This is a genomic window from Alteromonas lipotrueae, from assembly GCF_019249255.1.
In the GTDB taxonomy this organism is placed as follows: Bacteria; Pseudomonadota; Gammaproteobacteria; order Enterobacterales; family Alteromonadaceae; genus Alteromonas; species Alteromonas lipotrueae.
Genome location: NZ_JAESDJ010000002.1, coordinates 1 through 23,968 on the forward strand (window position 1 = coordinate 1; position 23,968 = coordinate 23,968).

Consider the following 23,968-nt stretch of genomic DNA (forward strand, 5'->3'; position numbering starts at 1 on the left):
GGCGAAATTGTGGAAGTTGTAACAAAACGTGCAATATGCTTGTCTTACATCAATTAATGACCACATTATGTAGAAGCACGTATGTTTAAGTGCAACTAAAAGGAAACGGGTGGCTCATGCAAAACAGTTTGTCTTCTTTACTTGATAAGGTGCGCTCAGCCGCGTCTGCATCAGGGGAAACCCTGTCTGATATCTTCAGTAAAGAAACCCATAGGTTTACCATTACCGGCTTAAGCCGAAGTGGCAAATCCATGTTGTTTACCAGCTTAATGACCATGCTGAAAAGTCGTAGCGAAGAGGGTTATGCTTGTATGCCTTTGTTGCGATACCTTCCGCCTTCACAGGTTGAGTTCATGCGGATTGAACCTATAGACGGCTACAAGCCCTTTCCTCTTGAAGAGAACATGGCTGCACTGGCTGAAGGCCGCTGGCCTGCCGCTACAGAAGAAGCTTATGGCTTTAAACTTATCGTGCGGTTAACACAAACCACCAGTATTAAGCGCCACGTGCTACCCCATACCGATATTGTTTTTGAGTTTATCGACTACCCAGGGGAGTGGATAACCGATATCCCCATGCTAGGTAAAACTTATGCCCAGTGGTCTGATTCTGCATGGGCACAATTAAGCAGCGGCCCCCAGCAGCATTTTGCGAATGAATGGAAGGCCGTTGTGAATGCCTTTGATTTCGAGCAATCACCTACTCAAGATAATATTAATGACCTTGTGAGTGCCTATCGACACTATTTAGTGATAGCGAAAAAAAATGGTATATCCCTACTACAACCTGGCAGTTTCTTATTAGATTCAAGTGATTTTGATTGGCAGCAGCTCGGTTTTGCGCCGTTACCATCAAGCATTACCAGCGATGTATCTCACCCTTGGTACAAAGCATTTGAAAGCCATTTTACTGCGTTTCAAAAAGACTGGTTAACGCCGTTAAAGCAGTCTGTGTTCCGGGAAACGGACAAACAAATTATTTTGGTGGATTTATTCGAGGGGTTAAATCACAGCCGCCAGCATTTGTATCAGTTAAAAGAAACACTCAGTCATTTGGCCGACACCTTTGTGTACGGCCAAACAGGGTGGTTTGCCCGCAATGTTATGCGCAAAGAAGCTATTGGAAGAGTGGCTTTTGTGGCCACAAAAGCTGATTTAATACCGGTGTCTGAACGTGAAAACTTGCTATCGTTACTTAAGCAGGTTACCGAAGGGGCCAGAGCCCGTTTTGTTGATAAACCCATTCAGTTTGAGCACTTTTTAGTATCGGCAATACAGGTGACTGATGAAGGTAGCTCGCCGAACGCACTGCGTTATCAAGATGCCGAGAATGGCTACGTAGAAGCGGCATTTGAACCTATACCTGCTTCTCTTAAAGCCATGGAAGCAGATGCACACTTTCCTGTATTGAACACCCAAGTGCCACAAGATTATATGGCGCGAATACTATCCGGCAGAGGGTTGGACAGATTACTCCAGTTCTTGTTGGCCGAAGGAGTTTCCAATGAATAAGCCAAGCGCGATGAACGAACAAAACTCGATGGATGAACAACGCTCGATGGACAAAAATACCGAGAAACCAACAAGTGCAGCTGGGCCAGCCTATCGCCCCAAAGTGGTACAGCAGCGCCTTGATATTACGCCACCCGATACAGCGATGCCCGCAAAAACTGAAACCAACGAATGGCAAATGGACAGCGCAAAAGCGCGTATTTCTACTGGTGGATTAACCTTGGGGCTAGGTGTACTTTCCATTATTGGCTTCTTCGTTTTCGATGCCTACACCACGCTTACCGTAAGTGTAGCTGAGCATCCTATTGCTAGCACTGCTTTGGCAGCAATGCTTAGCGGGTTTGTAGCCTGTTTCAGTTATTTAAGCTTTCGAGAATGGCGAGGTTATAAGCAAATTAATAAGGCCATTGATGATGGGCAAACTATTGCATCGTTAACGGGTGAAGACAGCATTGAGACCGTTGATAAGGTACTCAAACGCCATGGTAGCCGTTTTACATCATCGTCTTATGCTGCGCATTGTTTCGCTATTTACCAAAACCAGTTACATAATGATATGTCTGCCAAAGAGCGACTTGGGCTGTATCACGATACGGTGTTAAACGCGGTTCAGCAAAAAGCGCAGAAAGTGCTAAACAAAGAATCGATTACCGCAGGAAGCCTGGCGTTTATTAGCCCGAATAACTTAATTCAAACCTTTGCGGTGATGTGGATAAGCTTTCGTACCATAAGACGCATGGCCAAAATTTATGGCCTTCGACCAGGCACCATAGGCAATTGGAAACTACTCGGCGTATTAGCACAAAATATTGCTGCGCAGGGCGTTTTCGATTTGGCTACTGACGAAGTCGCCAATCAAATTGGTGGCTCGTTAAGTGCAAAATTTATGGAAAACTCCGCTGAAGCCGTCGCTGCGGGAGCGCTAAATGTGCGTTTAGGAAAGGCGTTAATGAAGCTATTGAAATAAAAGTAAATAACAGCGTTATTTATAACGCTGTTATTTTTATATGATCATTTTAAGAGTATGGACACGAAGCGAAAATTCGATCAGTCGTGCTCAGCTACCATAAGCTAAAGGGCTTTTTTAGTTGGCATCACAACGTTGGCAAAAATAAGCCCTGCTACTAGCGACATAAAGATCAAGAACACTTCTTGGCCTAAGTGATCGGCTTGTACAAAGTCTTGCCCCGAAATAAACGAGTTCAACCCAATATAAGTTTTAGATCCCGGCACCAATACAATTAGCCCATGCATAGCCACAATGGTAGCAGGCTGATTTGCAATGCGGGTGAAAGCATTGGCAAAAAGTCCTAGGGCGAAGGCACCCACGAATGCGCCTAACCCTGGGCTCATGTAATCAGCACTCCACGCCGTGGCACTGTAGGCAATAAAGGCCGCCGCCATGGCCCATGGAATATGTTTCACCCGGGTGCGAAAAATTGCCACTAGCGCTAAACATAACAAAAACACCGATAACCACGTCGCCCAATAAGGCAAAGACTCAGCCGGTTGGTATACGTTCTCGCCAAATAAACTAAAGCCTGCTGATACTCCTAAAAAAGCACCGAAATAAAGCTTAAACAACTGCATTACAGCGTCCATGGTGCGGGCCGTGCCCGATACCATATTGCGGGACGAAAGCTCGGCTAGCCCCATGGTAAGTGCAAGCCCGGGAACAAATACGATCACCGAGGAAAGTACAATAAGAGGAATGTTAATCCCTGGGTCGATGTAAGTACCAATAGCACACGCGAGTAGGGCAGCAATGAAAGCGGTAGCCGGTTCTAGCATTAAATTAACCCGCTTAGAACGCTGCGACCATAATGTCCACACGTAGGCAAGCAAGCCTAACAAACCCGACCAACCGATTTCAGCCCAACTCGCACCCATTAGCATAGCAAATGCGCTGGTAGCCATACCGAACGCGCCGCCAGTTAGCCACTTACCATACGGGCTACCCATAGCATCAATTTCATCAAGGCGTTTATCGGCTGCTGCTAGGGTAAGCTCACCGTTTAGTAATGAGCCTGCAAGCTCGTCGGTAAGCGATAACGCGTTCATGTCTAAGTCGCCTGGAAGTAGGCGTGAGGCATGGTTGTATTCGTCTTCATGTCTGTCACTCCAAATAACAAAAGTTAATGAAGTGGGCGTGGAGATAAATGAAGCGTGCACGCCTAAGTAGCTGGCAACTTCTAATAAGTAAGCTTCTAGTCGGAAAGCAGGCGTGCCGTATTTATGCAGCATTTTGCCAAGCTTTACAATAAATCTCCGAATTTGAATAAATTCTACAGTGTCCAACGACTTGTCCTACTTTAGGCGGCTATGTTTTAAAAAAGCTAAGATTGCATTCGCCGTTAACAACGGCTGAGAAGAAAGCCAAACAGGTATTTAGTGGTACAAATAGTTTGGCTAAAATTTGCGCGGATTGTAGAGCCAAAATGGCCATAACGCAAAAAACATTTATTAAATTTTTACGTTAGAAAATCTAATGCACTTTTTCTACTAAGATGCGTCACCAGGAGGTCGACCACCAGAAGGGCGCTTACTGTGAGGAGCAGCTCTGGGAGTGCCTCGCTTGGCATCGCACTGCATGCTGTTACCCTGAACAGTGCAACCTTGAGGTACACTGAAACAGGCGAAAGTGTGTGACTAAAAAAAGATATTTATTGAATGGCTAACTAAAAGCCATCCAATCTTTCCATACCGGCTCTAATCCTTTTGCTTCAATGGCGGCGGCTACCAAATTTACGGCGCGGGTGTCATCTATATCAAACTGGTTAAGCGCTTCTGAAGGCGCACTATAACCGCCTGGTTGCGTTTGTGACCCTGCTGACATAGACGTTATACCAAGTGGTAACACACCATCGCGAAAACGCGCCGATTCACGGGTTGAGAGTGATAGTTCAGCTTGTGGATTAAACAAGCGGTGAGCACAAATCAATTGCAGTAACTGCGTTTCGTTAGGAAATTGTTGGGTTAATAAATTAGCGGAATTGTTGGTGTTGCCTTCGCACTGTCGTAATCGCGGGAAAGAAATAGCCACCCGACTTCGCCAGTAATGCTGCTGAACAAGCTGCCCGTGCAGGGCTGTCATTACACTATCGGTACGCCAATCACCTAACCCTAATAAGGCACCAATGCCTATTTTATCGATACCTGCTGCGCCAATACGATCGCTGGTCTGTAAACGCCATAAGAAATCCTGCTTTTTGCCTCGGGTATGGTATCGCGCGTACGCTTGAGGATGATAGGTTTCTTGGTAAACCAGTACCGCATCCACCCCTAGGGTCTTTAAGGTTTCATAGTCTTTTTGTGGCAACGGTTGCACTTCCATCATTACGTTGCTCACTTTAGCCCTGATTGCCGGTAGCACTTCACTAAAATAAGACATGCCTACCTTTTGCTCGTGCTCGCCTGTTACCAGCAATACTTGTGAAAACCCCATATCGGTAATAGCGTCTATCTCGGTTTCTATTTGGCTCAAATTCAGCACCGTACGCTTTATTTTGTTACTCATGGTGAAGCCGCAGTAAGTACATTCGTTCGCACACAAGTTGGCAAGATATAGCGGTACAAATAACCCCATGGTATTGCCGAATCGGGCGCGGGTTAGCATTTGTGACTGCGCGGCCATCTCCTCTACATAAGGCGTGGCAGCAGGCGATATTAGCGCCATAAAATCATCTAAATTGCGGCTGGTTTTACCTAACGCTTGCTCTACGTGCTTGTTGGTTTTACTTTGAATAGAAAGCGCTATATTCGATAAATCTTGCGACATGAGTGTGCTTGCAATACGCATGACCAAATTACTCCTGCACCAAAAATTGCGTTAAGGGGCTGGAAGGTTTGGCATCTTGCTGTGTGTCGGGCATGCCCGCTTCGTAGGCTTTACGCCCTATTTCAACGGCTTTAGAAAAGGCGCTCGCCATGGCAACAGGATGAATGGCGGTAGCAATGGCAGTATTCACCAACACGGCATCGGCACCCATTTCCATGGCCGCCATGGCTTCGCTAGGTTTGCCAATACCCGCATCAACAATAACGGGCACATTCGCTTGTTCAATAATAATGCGCAAAAAAGGCGCGGTTTGTAACCCTTGATTGGTGCCAATAGGGGCGCCTAATGGCATAACCGCTGCGCATCCCACTTCTTCCAACCGCCGACAAAGCACAGGGTCGGCATGGCAATACGGCAATACATTGAAGCCTTTTTTCACTAATACTTCGGCGGCACGTAGGGTTTCGATAGGGTCTGGTAAAAGGTGCTGTTGGTCAGGGTGTATTTCTAACTTTATCCATGGAGAACCGAGCACTTCATAGACTAACTCAGCAGCAAAAATGGCTTCCTGTGCGTTTTTGGCGCCAGAGGTGTTCGGTAATAGTGTAACGTCTAATTCTCTTAACAGTGCTAAGGAATTATCATGCTCAATATGCGCAGAAAGTCGCTTCATGGCTAACGTTACCATAGTGCTTTTGGCACTTTTCACGCTGCGTTTCATGATGCTTGGCGAGCTGAATTTACCTGTACCCATTAATAGGCGAGATGAAAATGTCTGATTTGCTAAGGTAAGCATTTACCCTCCTGCTACAAGCGTGAAAACATCAAGCTTATCGTTGTTTTGTAAGTGGATTTCATCCCAAAGCGGCTTGGCCAAAATAGTGCCGTTTTTAGCCACAGCAGTGCCGTCTTGGCTTATGTCTTGGTCAGTCAGAAAAGCTAATACTGACGTGTCAGGAGCGCAGCTCATCTGTGCACCATTTAATAAAATAGTTATAAAGGACATTGGCATACCTCGCAGTGTTCAAAGGCCGGAAGTGAAAAAGACTGAAACTGCGCAGTGGTCACATTCATAATGTGGTATTGCCCCCACGTAATATTTGTATTCGGATTCGCCATGTACAGCAATGCTTGTGTGGCTTGAAAGCATGCTGCCATGCCTACCACAGGGCCTAAAATACCTTGACTGATGCAGTCTTCTTGTACCCTTGTGTGCGCAAGTAGGCATGCGTAGCAGCCACTGTTTTTTTCACTCAATTGCAGGTTTATCGCTTGCCAGCTGTACTGGCTGGCGGCAGCAATAAAAAGTGCTTTGCGCTGGTTAACACAAGCGGCATTAATGGCTTTTCGGGTAGTGATGTTGTCACTGCAATCCAGCACGCACTGGGCACCGGTTATCAGCAACGGTAAGTTACTGCTATTTGCGTGAATTTCGGCTAGTTCAATCTGGGTGTGGGGGTTTACTAGGCGCAACTGGGCATAGCTGGCTTTTGTTTTGTATTGGCCAATATGTTCTTGGTTAAACAGCACTTGCCGATGGATGTTACTCTTATCAACAGTGTCGTTATCTACCAGCAACACTTTGCCAATACCTGCACCCACCAAGTAACGCGCAACTAAGGTACCTAGCCCTCCAAGCCCGATAACAACAGCGTATGCTTGTTTCAGGCGAGCTTGCCCTTCTTCGTCAATGTCATCAAGCAGCAACTGGCGACTGTAACGGCTGATGTCATCGGCAGAAAGGTGTGCACTATTCATAGCTAAGGCCGTGTTGAACTAATGCGCCAGGCTCGGTAATTCTGTCTACCATGTCTTCGCCATTATCTTCGGCATCATTCATCCGCCTTAACAAGTCGTGAAATGCCGCAGCGGGGTCCGCTGCTTGTGTAACGGCACGCACAACGGCAATACCCGACACGCCAGTACTGGCTACCGTGTTAATTCGTGACGAATTAATACCCCCAATGGCCACCGTAGGAATATCTGCACAAAGCCGAACGTAACGTGAAAGGCGATCGAGCCCTTGTGGTTTCGACGGCATGTCTTTTGTGGTGGTGGGAAAGATATGACCAAGTGCAATGTAAGAGGGGCTTAGCCTTTTAATGCGTTGAAGCTCACAGTAACCGTGGGTAGAAACACCCAACCTAAGCCCTGCACGGGAAATGGCCTGTAAATTCGCCGTTTCGAGATCTTCTTGCCCCAAATGTACGCCGTAGGCACCATGCTTGATGGCTAATTCCCAGTCATCGTTAATAAATAACTGACAGGGTGTGTTCTTTACTATCTCTACAGCCTTCGCTATTTGTATCGACTTGAAATCTTCAGTGCCAAATTTTATTCTCAATTGAATAATCACGGCGCCTGCTTTTACCAGTACCTCCAATTGCGATACATCGCTAACCACTGGGTATATCCCTAGTGACGTGTTGGTTAATTTAGGGAATTGCATCGGGGTTTTGTACGAAATAGGGTCATTTTCACCATAGCGGACAGAAGGATAGTGTACCGGCGTTAAAGGAAAGCCAACTAAACCTGCGCAATGAATTTGGTCGGCAGAACAGACAGAACTGCTTGAAAATACCGACGCGTTACGCACTTTATGCAGGTATGCATTAGCAAGGGTTAGCGCATCTTGAATATCATAATCACTTGCCACAAAACCGGCTAATGCACTGGAAAACATGCAACCTGTGCCTCTAAGGTTACCCATGTTGTCTCGGGGTTGTTGGAAAATTCGAATCGCCTGCGCTGACACGAAAGTATCAATTGCTGTACTTTGCCAGTGGGCGTGGCCGCCTTTAACGTAAACAGCTTGAGCCCCACGGGCAATAAGCGCTTGTGCCGCGGCTAATAGAGACTTTTCACAGTGCACAGGCCAGCCGGTTAACTGTGCTAACTCTTTCACGTTAGGGGTAACAACATCCACAGTCGCAATAAGCGTATCAATACTATGTTGGCTGAGTTCACCTAAAACGCCTCCTGACGAACTTACCAATACAGGATCCCAAACGACAAAACAGTTAGAGGTTTTATACTGTTTTATTTTTACTACATGCTCACACAAAAATAGGGCTTGAGCAGAGTTTGCAATAGCGCCAATCTTTATTGCCCTAGGTGGAAGGTCGCTTTCGAGTGCTTGCCATTGTTCATTGAGTGTATCGATACTTAGCGCGGATGCGCTTCGCATTATCGAATGTGATTGGTTTGCGACCTGGGTGGTTAATACGCATGCATGCACATTTATATCAGCAAGGGTAATGGCGTCGCGGGTTATACCCGCGCCTCCACTTGTATCTATGCCACCAATTGCCCATACAACGGGTTCCTCGCTCATGGCTTGTGTTGCTTTAAATAAGCCTCTTTTTGTTTCTATCACGGCAGCTGCACCTTGGTATCGGCACCGTGATATAGCACAGCTCCAGAGTTATTAAAGGCGGTAGCCATGTCTTGCATGCCTTTTTCTTGCAGTGCTTTTTCTTGACGAGCATTGTCTTGTTGAGCAGCTTTCTGATTAGCTTTGGCTACATCTCGCACTTCTTGAGAAATTTTCATAGAACAAAACTTGGGGCCGCACATAGAACAAAAATGTGCCACTTTACCCGAGGCCTTGGGCAGGGTTTCATCGTGATAAGCGCGGGCGGTATGGGGGTCTAATGCGAGGTTGAACTGGTCTTCCCAACGAAACTCAAAACGGGCTTTCGACATGGCGTTATCGCGAATTTGCGCACCGGGGTGGCCTTTGGCTAAGTCGGCAGCATGTGCCGCAATTTTGTAGGTAATTAGCCCCTGCTTAACATCTTCTTTGTTGGGCAAACCCAAATGCTCTTTAGGGGTAACATAACAAAGCATGGCGCAGCCGTACCAACCTATCATAGCGGCACCAATTCCAGACGTGAAGTGGTCATAACCTGGCGCGATATCAGTAGTTAGGGGGCCTAATGTGTAAAAAGGCGCTTCATGGCAATGGGTTAACTGCTCTTCCATATTGGCTTTGATCATGTGCATTGGCACATGCCCTGGGCCTTCAATCATAACCTGAACATCGTATTCCCAAGCTATTTTAGTCAGCTCACCTAAGGTGCGAAGTTCAGAGAACTGGGCTTCATCATTTGCATCGGCCACACTGCCTGGGCGTAATCCATCACCTAAAGAAAGCGACACATCGTAGGCGGCGCAAATTTCACAAATATCGCGGAATCGTTCATACAAAAAGCTTTGCTTGTGATGGCTTAAGCACCACTTGGCCATAATCGAGCCACCGCGGGACACAATACCCGTTACCCGGTTTGCGGTAAGCGGTACGTATTCAAGCAATACGCCTGCGTGAATGGTGAAGTAGTCTACCCCTTGTTCGGCTTGTTCAATAAGGGTGTCTTTAAATAGCTCCCACGTAAGGTCTTCGGCTACGCCGTTTACTTTCTCAAGCGCCTGATAAATGGGAACGGTGCCTAACGGAATAGGGCTGTTTCGAAGCAGCCATTCGCGGGTTTCGTGAATGTTGCGGCCGGTGGATAAATCCATAAGCGTATCGGCGCCCCAACGCGTAGACCACACTAGCTTTTCTACTTCCTCTTCAATAGACGAGGTGACCGCTGAATTACCAATGTTGGCGTTAATTTTGACCAAAAAATTGCGGCCAATGATCATAGGTTCTAGTTCAGGGTGGTTTATGTTCGCGGGAATAATCGCGCGACCAGCTGCCACTTCTTGGCGAACAAACTCAGGAGTAATGTTTGAAGGCAGGTTGGCCCCGAAGTGCTCGCCTTTGTGTTGATTGCTTAGCGGGCTGTCTTTTAGTGCGTCGCGGCCCATGTTTTCGCGAATGGCAATATATTCCATTTCGGGCGTTATTATACCTTGGCGAGCGTAATGCAGCTGGGTCACATTTTTGCCATCTAGAGCTTTGCGTGGTTTCAGCGTGCGCGTGAAACGAAAATCTTCAGTGACAATATCTTGCTCACGTTGCTTCGCGAAGTGCGACGATACCCCTTCAAGCTGGTATGTGTTTTCGCGGGCTTTAATCCAGTTTTCTCGTAGCGGCGCCAACCCTTTTTGCACGTTAATGGTAACGTCTGGGTCGCCGTAAGGACCGGAAGTATCGTAAACCCCAATGGGTGGGTTACTTTCAAATATAGGGTTTTCTTCGGTGCCGCCAATTAAGCTGTCGTGTTGGTGAATCAGTCGCATGGCAACGTTAATATCGTCGCGGCTGCCTTTTTCGTAGTGACGGGTAGAATTAGGGTAGGCCTCACCGGCCAATTGATTAATAAAGTCTTGCGCCTGTTGGCGCTGTTCACGTCGAGTCGACATAGCATTTTCGCCTGTTAGTTTAGGTTATAAAATGCTTGTCAGGAGTGGAGGAGAGAATACAAAGTGCGCAGAAGCATGACCGGTATTGCAGGCAAAATCCCGAAGGATAAAGTCATGCCATACAACAAGGCTTAACTTTTACCATTTACAACTTACCACTTTGTACTTTCTTGTTCCCTTCGCAGGTATTAGCCTGATCAGGTTCAACGGATCCCGCTTTCGCGGTCTCAGCTCACTGGGTTAATTCAGTTGAGCACTCCGACAAGTAACTGTAATCAGTATAAAGCGAAAGAAAATAAAATTACAAGCCCTGAGGGGGCACGAAAGCGAACTCACCTTAGAAACACGGCGTGAACCCATCCATGGGGCCTCTCTACAGCATCCATGCTGCGGGAGTGGCTAAGTGTGATTAAATTAAATTCATGTGAATTAAAGATAAAAAAACCCCTAAACGGGGTTTTTACTTACAGGATGTTTGTTGAGCTGTGCTGTATCTTTAACCGCAGCTAGCCTTTTACTAATTAGAAATTACGTCTTACCGTTATGCCGTAAGTGCGTGGTTTTGCGTAAGAGATTTGCGAAGTACCGTAGAAGCCTGATACGTCGAAACCAATTAATTCGTGGTCTGAATCAGTAAGGTTATCTACGTAAGCGGCTACACTCCATAAATCTTCTTTGTCAGTCCAGGTAATGCGTGCATCGGCTTTAAAGTGACTTTCAATGGTATGCGCAGTAAAGTTACGGGCATTATGGAAAGACTCTGACTGGTACGAGCCACTAATAAGCGTTGCAACACTGCCGCTGTCTATATCCCATGTGTAGCGTACTAAACCTGATGATTGCCACTCAGGTGTGTAAGGGGGCGTGGTGTCTACAAATACGCCTGAAGCTACTTCTAAATCTTCTACCACAGCATCGGTGTAAGACACGCCGAACATGATGTCTAGTGCATCAATAGGGTTTAATAGTAGCTCAACTTCAGCACCAGTAAATTGCGCATCTTCGTTGAACACTACGCCAGCATTATTTACCCACGAAAACGACTGATAATCAGAGTAATCATAGTAGAAAATACTACTGTTTAACTGTGCTTTACCGTCCATTAAGGTTAGCTTTGCGCCCGCTTCATAGGCAAGAAGTACTTCGGCGTCGTAGGTGCTAAAACTACCGCCTAAAGGCGCGTTGAAGTTGCCTGCTTTTACGCCTCGGTTAATACCAGCATATAAAAGCGTATCTGAGTTTGGTTTATAATCTAACTGTAGCTTTGCAGACCACATGGTTTCATCATTATCCATGGCTACATCTACCAATGGATCAATGCCGTAATCTACTTCAATATCACGGTCTACCAAGTTCGCGTTTTGACGCAATTGGCCGTCCATCGACTTATTTTCACGTACTAAACGTAAACCCGATACCAGCACGAGTTCGTCGGTTAAATCGTAGTCAATTTGCCCGAATACAGAGTAGGAGTCGGTATCGATAGTGGCTAACGTATTTTGCTCTTCACCGGCTAAATAACCGCCCGTTGGGCTTGCGGCTAGGCCTTGCAAGTAGTCAGTTTCAATGCTTAAGTAATAAAAGCCCGCTACCCATTTGCTATTCATGGTATTGCCGCTTACGCGCAACTCTTCACTGAACTGGGTAATGTCGCCGTCTGATTGGAAAATCAATTCTGGTGAGGCGGTTTGATCTGAATCTAGGCCGATAACACGGGTAAAGTTTTTCCAGTCGGTCACCGAGGTAAAGGTGAAGTCGTCAAAATCATATTCATAAGTTGCCGCTAGGCCGCGTGACTTAATTTTGTTTTGATCTTCAAAGGCGAAGTCTTTATTTACTTTCTCACCGCTACCATCAGGGTCGATATTACCGTTAAAATCGCCGCCTTGAACTGGGCGCAACGGATCGCCGTTAAAGTTACCGTCTACACAAGCGCCAGCTTGAATGGTGTCACAGCCTAGTGGATCGTCAGCGGCGTATATAACATCAATAACATTACCAGCAGCGTCTTTAACTTCTGTGGTATTAACTACCTGATAAGGGCCTTCACTTTTGGTGGTATCTGCCCAATTTGCACTAACCAAAAGGTTAGAATTAGCGCTTAAGTCGAAGTTTAACTGTGCACGAAATGCTTTGGTATCGTCGTTATAACCGTCTTCGCCGCCGCCAATACTTCCGGCGCGGGTGTCGGGGGCCGCTTCATCTTCGTACACGTTCTCAAGGATGTTGCCCATATGGTTCGCCATCACAGAGATACGGCCCGATACTTTATCGCTTAATGCGCCAGATACCGCCCCTTCAAAGCGTTTTTGTTCGAAGCTAGCGAAGGTGAGTTCAGCGTAACCTTCCACTTCTTCGGTAGGCTTCGCTGTAATGGTATTTACCATACCGCCAGTGGCGTTACGGCCAAAAAGGGTGCCCTGTGGGCCTTTTAATATTTCAACACGGGCTATATCGAATAAACCGAATGTTTGCGCTTGTGTACTGGCTAAGTACCCGCCATCTACGTATACCGCAACAGGAGCTTCAGCAATATCGGCGTAATCGTTTTGTACAACACCACGAATGTTAAAGATGGCACGTTGACCACCAATATCACCGGCTAGGGATACACCCGGCGTAAATGCAATAAGATCAGTGCTGCTTTCAAAACCTAGTGACTCCATCTGCTCGCCACTAAATGCCGTTACCGCAATACTTACGTCGTTTATGTATTGCTCACGCTTTTGCGAAGTAACCGTAATTTTTTCAAGTACCACCGAATCTGCTGCTGCAGTGTATGAAGATTGAAGTGCTAATCCTATTGCTAAAGCGCACAGCGTTTGTTTCGATTTCATGATGTGTTCCCTTCTTGTTGTTGTTACATCTACAAACTACATAGAAGTATTTTTTTGTTTTTTATTTGATTAACTTTTGTTCTAACGAAACTAAAGGGGTTTTACCAAGGGGTAAATATTCATGTGTCGAAGTCATGTTTCATGTTTATGAAACTAAGTGGCACTTACTTTCCTAAGTTTACAATATATTAACAATGTGATGATGTTGGTGAAATTGGCTGGTTAGTGGTTAAGTTTCTAATATATATAGGTAAAGCTTGATTTTTGGGGAGTTGAAACTGATTTAGGGTAAAGGGTTTATTGATATGGGTATAAGGAAACGCGATAGCGTAGGACAGAGTTTCGCGCAAATTAAATGACAATAATTTACGTGAAACTCGCCCTTGGCTAGTCATCAAATTTAGCGGAAGGCAGGGATAACTTCTTTGCCGTAACGGGTGATAATATTTTCTTCATCACCGTTGTCTAAATAGATATTAAATTGCGTGGTTCCGGCATTTTTAAGCGCCTGAATTTTAGTAATGTGATCTTCAGCTTCACCTAATACACAGAAGCTTTTTACGATGTCGTCGGTAATAAAGTCTAGGTAAGGGTTATCGCTTTGACCATGTTTTGAATAATCGTAGCCACGACGTTGTTCTATATAATCGGTTAAGCTTTTTGGTACTAAGCCTGAATCTGTACCGTATTTTTCTACAATATCAGCCACGTGATTACCTACCATGGCAGGGAACCATTTGGTTTTTTCAATACAGGTTTCCATGTCACCAAAGTAAGCAGGTGCAGCAGCTTGAACTTTGAAGTCGCTCATGTCGCGTTCTACTTTGTTGCCTGCATCTTGGCACTGTTGGCCAAACCATTGCACTAAATCTGGGTCGCCGATTTGAAGAATAACACCATCGCCATGCTCGCCAGCTACAGCTAGGGCTTTCGGGCCATAAGCGCCCACCCAAACTGGCAGTTCATAGCCTGTAGCCCAAGGGAATTTAACCGGCTTTTCGCATTCGCCGTACATCACCTCTTCACCGCGCACCATAGCTTTCACTTTGTGAGTAAATTCGGTTAAGCGGGCTAAGTTAGCAGGCTTTTTACCCATTACGCGCATGGAAGAATCGCCACGCCCTAAACCAATGTCGAAACGGCCATTACTTTGCAACGCCAAGCTGGCGTACAAGCTTGCCGCTACCGACCAATCACGTACGTTAGGGTTGGTCACACAAGGGCCAAAGCGCATTTTGGTGGTGTGCTCCATACACATAGCCATTGCCACGAAAGACTCGCGCCAAAGAATGTGTGAATCGTAAAACCAGCAATAATCGAAACCGGCTTCTTCGGCCATTTTTACTAATTTCCGGGCACGATCTGGGCTAACAAAGCCTTTAAATGTAATACCAAATTCCATGTGTTCTTCCTCTGCTTTTTCTATTTTGTTTAATGCGTGTCTTTACTTAATTTTCTTTGCTAAATTTATTTGGCAGCTAATACTTAGTAGCTAATCACTAGCTGCTTAGCTTGTTTTTTACGTAGCCGTTTTAATGATCGGGTGGGCAGATACGAATACCTGCATGGCTAAATGGCACTGCTTTGGATATGTTTAAGCGAATCAAAATGGGGGTGATGGCTTCAATACAGCGGGCACTTTCTGCTAGGCCAGCGTTGTAACTTTGAACACCTAAGTTATCTAGCAATGCTATGACTTTATTTTTGGCTTCAAGCTGATTACCGCATACCAAAATGTCGCAGTTAATGCTTTGCTCAAGGTTATTGAGGGTGACAGCAGATACATTATGTAGCGCGCCTACCACGGCATAGTCATCGCCTAACAATGCTTGGGCAGATTCTGTGGCAGAGCCTTCTGGCGGCATGGCAACCGCTTTGGGGTTGTTCTCTGCCAGCGGTACAACAATATCGATAACGATTTTGTCGCGAAGCAATGGACGGATTGCATCTAAGGTCGCGTGATGCGCAGCCCAAGGAACTGAAATAATAACGAATTCATCCGCTGCCGATGTGGCTGCAATAGTATCTGTGCCACTGATGGTACCCGTAGTGGCTGTACTTGCCGCTGCAATAGATTCTTGTAATGCTTGGGCTTTTTCTGCCGCCCGTTCACCATCTCGTGAACCAATAACGACGTCTATTCCCGCTAGGGCGAAGCGTTTCGCTAGCCCCGAACCTTGCGGGCCAGTGCCGCCTAAAATAGCAATCTTCATGCAAATAAATCCTCTTGGGTTGGTCTTAACAGGTCTGAGGCTTTACTGTCTGGGTTACTTTCCCATTCAAGCCCTTTGAATAAAATAACGGGGCACTTACCTTGTTTGCTCATCAGCAAGCCAGAGGCTGCGGCAAGTTCATCGGCAAGGGCAGGCGCTGTAACCTTTAGGGGGCGACCCCAAGCATCACATTCACCATAAAGTGGGTTTAATGCGGGCACATTCGCTACGCCAATGGCCACATTGGTTTGGCCTAATCGCCAAGGGCGGCCAAAGGTATCACTTATCACCACGCCAATACTGTGGGCTGGTGCGCCATAGTATTTGCATAGACTTTCAGCAATTTCTCGCGCACTAGCGTCGGGATCTTTGGGGAGTAAAATTAACTCGCCTGGGTTATCGGTGTTCGACTCATCAACCGCTGCGTTAGCACTAATATGACCTAAACGATGTTCGGTAAGAATAATGCCTTCGTTAGCGCCAGGGTGTTTATGCACTTTTACTAAGCGGGTAGATTCAGATAAAATAACCGTAACTTTGCGAGGGTCTTTATTCACCTTTTCAGCCACGTCTATGGCCTCTTGCGTTGGGGTAATATCGTCAACATGGCAAACCGCGCCTTCGGCCTTCGATATGATTTTCTGGGCAATAACCAATACATCGCCTTCACATAAAACCTGTCGCTGTGCGGTAAGCTTCTCAATTATCAAGCCCACAAGATTGTCGCCTTCGCGGATATCCGGTAAGCCTTCAATAGTGTTGATGGTAAGTGCTTGCATACTTTCTACCTCAAGCAATCAAAGAGTCGACAACGTCATTCACGTGCCGAAGGTCGTCTGGATGGTCGATGTCTTGACTCAAGTATTTAGGCTGAACCGTCACGCACTTTAGGCCTTTTTCCATGGCCGCCTGATGATGTTCATAAGACGATGATTTACCGAAAGCAAAATCAATAGCGTTAGGCGGAGTAGTGCATAGTGCATTCGTGCCGCCATCATAGGCATTGCCTATAACCACAGAAGTATCGCCATAGGCTAGTGAGGTAATTGACGTTAGTTCGGTTGCATCCAACCGAGCGATATCAGCAGGCAAAATAAGCTGGTGGGTAAAGCCGTGAGACATACTCCACTCAGTGGCTTGGGCAAGCGCAGTATTTAAATTACTGCCTTTTTGCTCGAATATGACCTTACAACCCAAGCTGGTGGCTAAATCGGCGATATAAAGTGACGGCGTTACTACCAGTTTCTGCCACTGTGGAAATGAGCCGTTTAACGACATAACGGTTTTCTTAAACAGTTTGATTGCTAGGGCTTTACGCACACTAGCAGGTAAATGCGGTGACAATCGCTGCTTACTAAACGCGGGGTCTTTCATTGGAATAACAACGCATAGTTTATGCACAAGGCACCTCCAGTTGATAAGCGGTGGCCGCCGAAATTACCTCTTCCATCAGGGTGACTTTGTCTTGGTCTGATTTCATTAGGGTTGAAGTGCAATGTGCGTGTAAGCCGAAGCTTTCGATGGTGTCTATGTCGCCATCATCTTGATTATCAATAACTAATACATCGCATAAGCTTTGATAAAATTCTGCAATGCCTTTGTTGCCAGGCGTATAGCTCATTTGCTGTAATAGTTTTTCCGCTGGGCCCTTAATTGCTTTCCCAGCTATAAGCGGCGATACCGCAATTTTCGTGGCTTCACTTGCTGCTAGTGCATCGCGAATTTGTGGTATAGCAAGCATAGGTGCAATACTGAGCAACGGGTTGCTAGGGGCAAAAACAATGATGTCTGCAGCTTCTATGGCGGCTAATACTTCCGGTGTGGCAGAGGCGAATTCTGCACCTTTGTACGCTATATCAGTTACATCAGCTTCGCAGCGTTGATGTACAAAGTAAGTTTGAAAGTCTACCCAGCCGTTTTCGGTCTTGAGTCGGGTTTGCAGGTTGTCGTCTGTAGCAGGTAGCAAAGGTACGGTAATACCTAATCGGGTAGTGATTTGGCGCGTAATTGCCGTCATGCTAGTGCCTTCAGCCCGCTTAGCACTTCTGAAAATATGGGTGGCAATATCCATGTCGCCCAAATGCATCCACGTGCTAGATCCAAACTGAGCAAGTCGCGACAATATGCGGCAGCTGTCGTTTTTAAGCCCCCAGCCCGTTACCGGATTCACTTCATTCGCCAACGTGTAGGTGAGCGTGTCTAGGTCAGGCGACACCCATAAATTATGAAACTCGTCGTCATCACCCACATTGCCAATAATGGTTAGGTTATTTTTGTAGTCTGATTGATACAGGCCCTTTGCGGCTTTTGCACCGCCTACGCCGCCTGCGAATAACACTATGTTCTTCATGCGCTTACCTTCACCGGAATGTGAGATGCTGCGTTAAATGGACTAATGGCTGGCTTGGCAGTTTTAGATACTGGATTGGCAACTTCTGAACCCACAAGCGCCTCTTGGTGAGCTGGCTTTTTGTCTCGGCCGTAGGGGGTAACTACGTGGTACAAGGTATTGCGCTGATGGGCGTTTAGCCCCGCACGCTGAATAAAGTTCACCATATCCCTAGGGACAATTTCCTGGCCATGGCTAGCGCCTGCTGCACGAGAAATGCTCTCATTCATTAGCGTACCGCCTAAGTCGTTAGCGCCTGCGCGTAGCACTTTTGACGCCATATCTGGGCCCATTTTTACCCAAGAGGCTTGAATGTTATCGATATAGCCTTGTAACACTAACCGAGCAATGGCGTGCATTTTGAAATGCTCATCGGCAGTAGGGCCGGTTCTTACTTCGCTAGGGTTATTTTTATAAAGGGGGCTGTCATTATGAATAAAACCTAAGGGAACAAATTCGGTAAAGCCGCCAGTACGCGCTTGCATGTCACGTAATAAAATAAGATGAGCGGCCCAGTGCGATGGCCCGTCTATATGACCATACATAATGGTGGATGTGGTTGGTAAGCCAACGTTATGCGCAGTTTCGATGATTTTAAGCCAGTTTTCGGTGCTGAGTTTATTTTTAGTTAGCTTGCGTCTTACTTCGGTGTCTAGAATTTCAGCAGCCGTACCTGGCATAGAAGCCAAGCCACGCAGTTTTAAGTCGGTTAATAATTCTGTATAGCTTTTGCGGCCTTTCATAGCGCCATACCAAATTTCAAAGGGCGAATAGGCATGAATATGAATATCGGGTACGGTAGATGACACCGTATCAAGTAAATCACCGTAAAAACTGGCAGGTAAGTCAGGGTGCAAACCACCTTGAACACAAATTTCTGTTGCGCCACGAGCGTGGGCCTCTTTGGCTCTTGCTGCCACTTGATGAGGGGCTAAAAACTCTGCATCGCCAGCGTTTTTATTCACCCCAAAATTACAAAACTGACAGCCCATATGGCACACGTTGGTAAAGTTAATATTACGAGTTATCACAAAAGATGCATCATTGCCGGTGCGCAGTTCACGCACAATGTCAGCGGTATGCAACAAGGCATCTGTTTCCGTTCCTTGGCAGTAAAACAAGGCTTCTGCTTCTTCGTGATTAAGCATTTTGCCTTCTAAAGCCCGTTGTAAAATATGCGCAATAGCAGGGCGAAGTTGGCTTAGCTTATTTTGAATAGGCGTATCGCTGTACGGTAAGGCGAAGTCGCTCGCTGGGGTTAGTTCGCAAGGTGAAACCGAGGTGATATTTTGCAGTATGTTACCCATGAGCAACTCCTTGAAAAGTGGTGTTATCAATACATTGCTCTACGGCAAGGCCGTCGCTGCGCCAAGCTGGCATAGCTTGATGCAACGCTTTGGTAACGTAACGTTCGCCAGCTTGTAGGTACTTTGGATATACCGTTAAACGCTCTTGCAATGCATAGCCTTGTTGCTCGCATGCAGTGGCTAATTCTGTAATTTGCGGCCAGCTACGTTCAGGGTTAATAAAATCTTTCGTTAACGGTGAAATACCGCCCCAATCGTTAATGCCTGCGGCTATGTAGTGAGGGTATTCTTGGGCTAGGTTAGGCGGCGCTTGCAGTGAAATAGCCGGGTCCAAAATTAACCGTGCCATGGCCAATGTGCGGCACATATCATCTAGGGTAGGCTCTGGCGCATTAGCCATGGCTGTACCGGCTTTCGCGCGAAAATTCTGAATAATGACTTCTTGAATATGGCCGTATTTTTGGAACAGGGTGTTTATCGCTATTAAGCTATCAACACGTTCTTCCCACGTTTCACCAATGCCAATAAGAATGCCGGTGGTGAAGGGAATATCTAGCTTTCCTGCGTCTTCCAAAGTCTTTAGCCTAATACCCGGTATTTTGTCTGGACAGGCATAATGAGCTTGGCCCTTTTTCATCAAACGGTCGCTGGTGCATTCGAGCATCATACCCATGCTGCCGCTTACGTTTTTCAACTGTTTTAGCTCGTTAAAGGTTAACGTTCCCGCATTCACATGGGGGATCATCAAGCTTTTATCCAGCACCATTTCACATACTTCGGTAAGGTAATCCACCATGCTGGTATGGCCCAATGTTGCCAACCAATCTTTCGCGTAGCGATAACGCTTTTCAGGTTTTTCACCCAAGCTAAACAAGGCTTCTTTACACCCTTGCGCCTGACCTTTTAGCACGGAAGCTAACACCTGACTTGGGTTTAAGATATTGGCTTGCCCCGAATCTGGATGTTTTACAAACGTGCAATAACCACAGGTATCCCTACACATGTTTGTAAGTGGAATAAATATCTTTCGTGAGTACGTGAGGGTATTAGGCCAGTGCGTATCGCGAACGCCTGCAGCTTGTTCGCAAAGTGCATCTAGCTGTGCACCTGTAGCATGTTCAAGGGCAATGGCGTGTTGGCGCGATAGCATAATGGGCGTCTCCTGCAAGTAAGGTTAATGCACTAAATATTCAATTTAGGCTGTTGCTTTTTTAATCTTTATCATGGTTTTTACCAAATGGTAAAGAAAATATTTACAGTTTTTTTTGGTGCGAAGTGTGTCTCAAAATAGAGCAAGTTGGGTGCGCTAGTAGGGTGTTGGGTAGGTTTTATTGCTCGGCTTAATTTTATTAAAGATTATATATAACAATGGTTTAATTTGATTTATTGCTGGTGGTAAAATAAGGGGAGTAGAAAGTGAAAGGCGCGCCTTTTCGATGAAGCGCGCCAGAAAAATAGGGATAAATTAATTTTTATGCACTAGTGTTGTGCATCTAGGGCACTTAAAACGAAATTGCATAAAAATTCAGTGGCCTCGTTAAAATCATCTTGTTCTAAAGACGGCTTGCCTAACAGTAATTGAATTTGCGTTGAGAAGTCGGCATAGGTTTGCGTGGCAGCCCATATGGTAAAAAACAGATGCTTAGGATCGACGGGGCGAATATGGCCAGCGGCTATCCAGCGCTCAATAATTTTTACGTCTCGTTCAAACGCAGGCTTTAAATTTTCTATCAAATAGGTTTTCAGTACCGGTGCGCCGTTAATGATTTCATGGGCGAATACTTTTGACCCATTGGGATAATCACGAGATAACTCGATTTTCTGCTGAATGTACTGACGAATGGTGCTGGCTGGTGAAGCCTCTGGGTCGTCGTTGAACTGCATTTTCTCAAGCCATAAATCAATCATGTTTTCTAGTACGGCTTGGTACAACTTATCTTTGCCTGGAAAGTAATACAAAATGAGCTGTTTAGAGATACCGGCTTGTTGCGCCACTGCATCCATTGAAGAGCCAGCAAACCCTTTTTGTGCAAATACCTCTTCTGCGGCGCGTAGAATTCCGGCCTCTGTTTTTGCACGATTGGCCTGCGTCTTTGTAGGTTTTGTCATTTTTATTTCCTGTTACCGCTTCCATGTGACGTAGTATAAATTTGCCACTTGTTCTTATTGTTCGTTCTATTTACTGCTTACCTAAGCATTGAAAGCACAACGCTTGAATGTCATAAAGTCAGTGTAATCGCTATGCTAAATAGCAATTGGTTCTTCCTTCCCATGTTCCTTAGCAAGGGCTTCTAAAAATAACTCAACCAAACGGGTGGGCTTAGGTGACTTACGATAGATGGCCGCGAATTCACAATGATAGGCGAAATTATTAGGTTCGATAGCGCGCATCTGGCCTTTTTTTACGAAAGATTCCGCATAATGATCAGGCAAGAAGCCTAAATAACAGCCCGAAGAAATCAGTGTGGCAATGCCCTCCTGATCGTTCGCTACCGCCATTTTGTTGAGCCCTAGGGACATACTTTTATCCATATTTGGGCTGTGAAAGCTTAGTCCCGCATACTTAGCTTCACATATTTCTTCTCGAGGAATGTTGCCAAGCTCAATGTAGAAAGGGTGTTTTCTTCCGCAGTACAGATGCATTTGCTCACCAAACAAGGGTAGGTAATTTAGGCTTGAAGAGGAACGATGGGTAGGAATAATGCCAATATGATAGCGCCCATCCAATATGCCTTGCTCAATGGTATTAACCGGCACCACATGAATTTCTACATTCACATTAGGCGCCTGTTGCTGATAAGTGTAAATGGCTTCATTCACCTTGCACGCATCGTTCGACACGGTTTTATCGAACATGGCTACTACCACATTGCCCTGCAAATGTCGGTGCATGTCGTTAACTTCATTTCTAAAGTCTTGTAGGGACAGCAGTAAGCGTTGAGTCGATTCATAAATTCGCTTTCCTTCTTCGGTAAGCGAAAAGCCCCCGCGGCCTCGATGACAAAGCACCATACCCAACCGAGTTTCTAAATCTTTTAAATGTCGGCTAATGGTAGAACGCCCAATATTGAGTTCTAGCTCGGCAGCAGAAAGGCCGCCAGCCTGCGCCACCACTATGAATACTCTCAATAAGCGAATGTCTGTGTCTGATAGGTTTCCAAGAATTGCGCGCATAGTTTCATGTTTATGAAAGTAAGATTTGAATATTTATAATTTATCGAACTTATGAGGCTGGGTAAAGTAGACCAAGTGAACAAATATCATAGGAAAACAATTATGACCCAGTGGGCCTCCAAGCTATCACAATCGCAAATGGATGCGTTGTGGATGCCTTACACTGCAAATCGCCAGTTTAAAGCATCGCCTAAAATGATTACCGGTGCACAAGGCAATTACCTCATTGATGACAATGGTCGCAAAATCTTTGATGGATTATCTGGGTTATGGACATGCGGCGCAGGGCATAACCGCCCTGAAATTGCCGAAGCAGTCGCGAAACAGCTAACAACGCTAGATTACGCGCCCGCCTTTCAGTACGGCCACAATTTGGCATTTGAACTCGCTGACAGACTAGCCAACATGGCGCCGGCCGACATCAATAAAGTCTTTTTCACCAATTCTGGTTCTGAAGCGGCTGATACATCAACCAAGATTGCTCGTGCCTATTGGCGCCAGCAAGGTCAGCCTACCAAAACCCGTATTATTGGTCGCGCGAAAGGCTATCACGGTGCAAGTTGGGGCGGCATTAGCTTTGGCGGCATTGGTGCAAACCGAAAAATGTGGGGGCCAGCGATGGAGTCTGATCACCTTTCACATACCTTGCTGCCGAATAATCAATTCTGCAAAGGTGCACCGAACTATGGTGAAGAGCTTGCTGATGAGCTTATCGAAATGGTGGCATTACACGATGCGTCGAACATTGCGGCAGTAATTGTTGAGCCAATGAGTGGTTCTGCTGGGGTTATCGTTCCACCCAAAGCCTACTTACGCCGCTTACGCGAACTGTGTAACCAGCACGATATTTTACTTATTTTCGATGAAGTGATTACCGGCTTTGGCCGCACAGGTAGCTTATTTGGCGCCGATGCGTTTGATGTAGTACCCGATATGATTAACGTGGCCAAGCAGATCACCAATGGCGCAGTTCCTATGGGCGCGGTATTGGCTCGCGAATTTATCTACGACACTGTGATTAACGCAGGCGGTGCCGACTACAACATTGAATTACCACACGGTTACACCTATTCAGGCCACCCTGTTGCTTGCGCTGCAGCCATGGCTGCTCTTGATATTCTAGAACAAGAAAAGCTTGTTAGCCGGGTTGCCGAACTTAGTCCGTATTTTGAAGAGGCCGTGCATAGCTTAAAAGGCATGCCATTCGTGAGTGATATTCGAAACTTCGGATTTGCTGCAGGGTTTAGCATTGAAAGCTACCCAGGCGAACCGGCAAGGCGCCCGTATGAAATCGCTGACGCCATGTGGAAGAAAGGGTTTTACGTACGCTACGGCGGCGACACTATTCAGTTAGGCCTTCCGTTTACCACCGAAAAAGCGGAAATCGACACCTTAATTAACGCGATGCAAGACACCTTAATGGGCAAGTAAGCCTTTACCGTCTTGGTC

Annotated in this window: 20 protein-coding genes and 1 riboswitch; of the genes, 3 read left to right on the forward strand and 17 right to left on the reverse strand. The window is 46.1% G+C overall.

All coding sequences use genetic code 11. The features are described 5' to 3' along the window. Positions 1-116: 116 nt before the first annotated feature. Positions 117-1,511 (forward strand): YcjX family protein, encoded by a 1,395-nt coding sequence (locus KYS23_RS03470; RefSeq protein WP_218418051.1) that lies wholly within the window; start codon positions 117-119, stop codon positions 1,509-1,511. Then, positions 1,504-2,478: a DUF697 domain-containing protein gene (locus KYS23_RS03475; protein WP_218418052.1), complete on the forward strand. Its 975-nt coding sequence runs from the start codon at positions 1,504-1,506 to the stop codon at positions 2,476-2,478. Before KYS23_RS03470 ends, KYS23_RS03475 begins: the two co-directional genes overlap by 8 nt. A gap of 104 nt (positions 2,479-2,582) precedes the next feature. On the opposite strand, the gene KYS23_RS03480 is transcribed toward KYS23_RS03475, so the two are convergent. From KYS23_RS03480 to KYS23_RS03560, 17 genes are all read right to left on the reverse strand, one after another. Continuing rightward, positions 2,583-3,809, reverse strand: a complete 1,227-nt coding sequence (locus KYS23_RS03480) for a threonine/serine exporter family protein (protein ID WP_218418053.1) — start codon at positions 3,807-3,809, stop codon at positions 2,583-2,585. 376 nt (positions 3,810-4,185) lie between these two features. Further along, entirely contained in the window at positions 4,186-5,310 is a 1,125-nt protein-coding gene (thiH, locus tag KYS23_RS03485; protein ID WP_218418054.1) for a 2-iminoacetate synthase ThiH, read from the reverse strand. A 7-nt stretch (positions 5,311-5,317) separates the two neighbouring features. Then, complete coding sequence (locus tag KYS23_RS03490) at positions 5,318-6,085, reverse strand: thiazole synthase (protein ID WP_159527936.1); 768 nt, start codon at positions 6,083-6,085, stop codon at positions 5,318-5,320. Beyond that, positions 6,086-6,301 (reverse strand): sulfur carrier protein ThiS, encoded by a 216-nt coding sequence (gene thiS, locus KYS23_RS03495; RefSeq protein ID WP_338081825.1) that lies wholly within the window; start codon positions 6,299-6,301, stop codon positions 6,086-6,088. Further along, on the reverse strand, positions 6,283-7,047 hold the full coding sequence (locus KYS23_RS03500; RefSeq protein ID WP_218418056.1) for a HesA/MoeB/ThiF family protein: 765 nt from the start codon (positions 7,045-7,047) through the stop codon (positions 6,283-6,285). Before KYS23_RS03500 ends, thiS begins: the two co-directional genes overlap by 19 nt. Next, complete coding sequence (thiE, locus tag KYS23_RS03505; RefSeq protein WP_338081826.1) at positions 7,040-8,665, reverse strand: thiamine phosphate synthase; 1,626 nt, start codon at positions 8,663-8,665, stop codon at positions 7,040-7,042. The genes KYS23_RS03500 and thiE overlap by 8 nt, the downstream gene beginning before the upstream one ends. After that, complete coding sequence (gene thiC, locus KYS23_RS03510) at positions 8,662-10,599, reverse strand: phosphomethylpyrimidine synthase ThiC (protein WP_246604288.1); 1,938 nt, start codon at positions 10,597-10,599, stop codon at positions 8,662-8,664. Before thiC ends, thiE begins: the two co-directional genes overlap by 4 nt. Before the next feature lie 157 nt (positions 10,600-10,756). Further along, positions 10,757-10,870, reverse strand: a riboswitch (TPP riboswitch). Between the two features lie 250 nt (positions 10,871-11,120). Further along, positions 11,121-13,436, reverse strand: a complete 2,316-nt coding sequence (locus KYS23_RS03515; RefSeq protein WP_218418057.1) for a TonB-dependent receptor — start codon at positions 13,434-13,436, stop codon at positions 11,121-11,123. A gap of 400 nt (positions 13,437-13,836) precedes the next feature. Next, the gene (locus tag KYS23_RS03520; RefSeq protein ID WP_013786089.1) at positions 13,837-14,838 is read right to left on the reverse strand and encodes a TIGR03842 family LLM class F420-dependent oxidoreductase; all 1,002 of its coding nucleotides are present in this window, start codon (positions 14,836-14,838) and stop codon (positions 13,837-13,839) included. Between the two features lie 130 nt (positions 14,839-14,968). Beyond that, entirely contained in the window at positions 14,969-15,649 is a 681-nt protein-coding gene (gene npdG, locus KYS23_RS03525) for an NADPH-dependent F420 reductase (protein WP_126872683.1), read from the reverse strand. Then, entirely contained in the window at positions 15,646-16,428 is a 783-nt protein-coding gene (gene cofE, locus KYS23_RS03530) for a coenzyme F420-0:L-glutamate ligase (RefSeq protein WP_159527942.1), read from the reverse strand. Before cofE ends, npdG begins: the two co-directional genes overlap by 4 nt. A gap of 10 nt (positions 16,429-16,438) precedes the next feature. Beyond that, complete coding sequence (gene cofC, locus KYS23_RS03535) at positions 16,439-17,050, reverse strand: 2-phospho-L-lactate guanylyltransferase (RefSeq protein WP_218398325.1); 612 nt, start codon at positions 17,048-17,050, stop codon at positions 16,439-16,441. Continuing rightward, positions 17,043-17,999: a 2-phospho-L-lactate transferase gene (cofD, locus tag KYS23_RS03540; RefSeq protein WP_159527944.1), complete on the reverse strand. Its 957-nt coding sequence runs from the start codon at positions 17,997-17,999 to the stop codon at positions 17,043-17,045. The genes cofC and cofD overlap by 8 nt, the downstream gene beginning before the upstream one ends. Next, the gene (gene cofH, locus KYS23_RS03545) at positions 17,996-19,345 is read right to left on the reverse strand and encodes a 5-amino-6-(D-ribitylamino)uracil--L-tyrosine 4-hydroxyphenyl transferase CofH (protein ID WP_218418058.1); all 1,350 of its coding nucleotides are present in this window, start codon (positions 19,343-19,345) and stop codon (positions 17,996-17,998) included. Before cofH ends, cofD begins: the two co-directional genes overlap by 4 nt. Then, on the reverse strand, positions 19,338-20,495 hold the full coding sequence (gene cofG / locus KYS23_RS03550; protein ID WP_218418059.1) for a 7,8-didemethyl-8-hydroxy-5-deazariboflavin synthase CofG: 1,158 nt from the start codon (positions 20,493-20,495) through the stop codon (positions 19,338-19,340). Before cofG ends, cofH begins: the two co-directional genes overlap by 8 nt. Positions 20,496-20,824: 329 nt before the next feature. Continuing rightward, positions 20,825-21,454 carry a TetR family transcriptional regulator C-terminal domain-containing protein gene (locus KYS23_RS03555; RefSeq protein ID WP_126872678.1) on the reverse strand — a complete coding sequence of 210 codons (630 nt, stop codon included), beginning with the start codon at positions 21,452-21,454 and terminating at the stop codon, positions 20,825-20,827. A gap of 135 nt (positions 21,455-21,589) precedes the next feature. Beyond that, a complete protein-coding gene (locus KYS23_RS03560; RefSeq protein ID WP_159527947.1) occupies positions 21,590-22,519 on the reverse strand; it encodes a LysR family transcriptional regulator in 930 nt (309 codons plus the stop codon). Between the two features lie 102 nt (positions 22,520-22,621). Between KYS23_RS03560 and aptA the strand changes: the two genes are divergently transcribed. Next, positions 22,622-23,950, forward strand: a complete 1,329-nt coding sequence (gene aptA / locus KYS23_RS03565; RefSeq protein WP_013786080.1) for an omega-aminotransferase AptA — start codon at positions 22,622-22,624, stop codon at positions 23,948-23,950. The last annotated feature ends 18 nt before the right edge of the window (positions 23,951-23,968 follow it).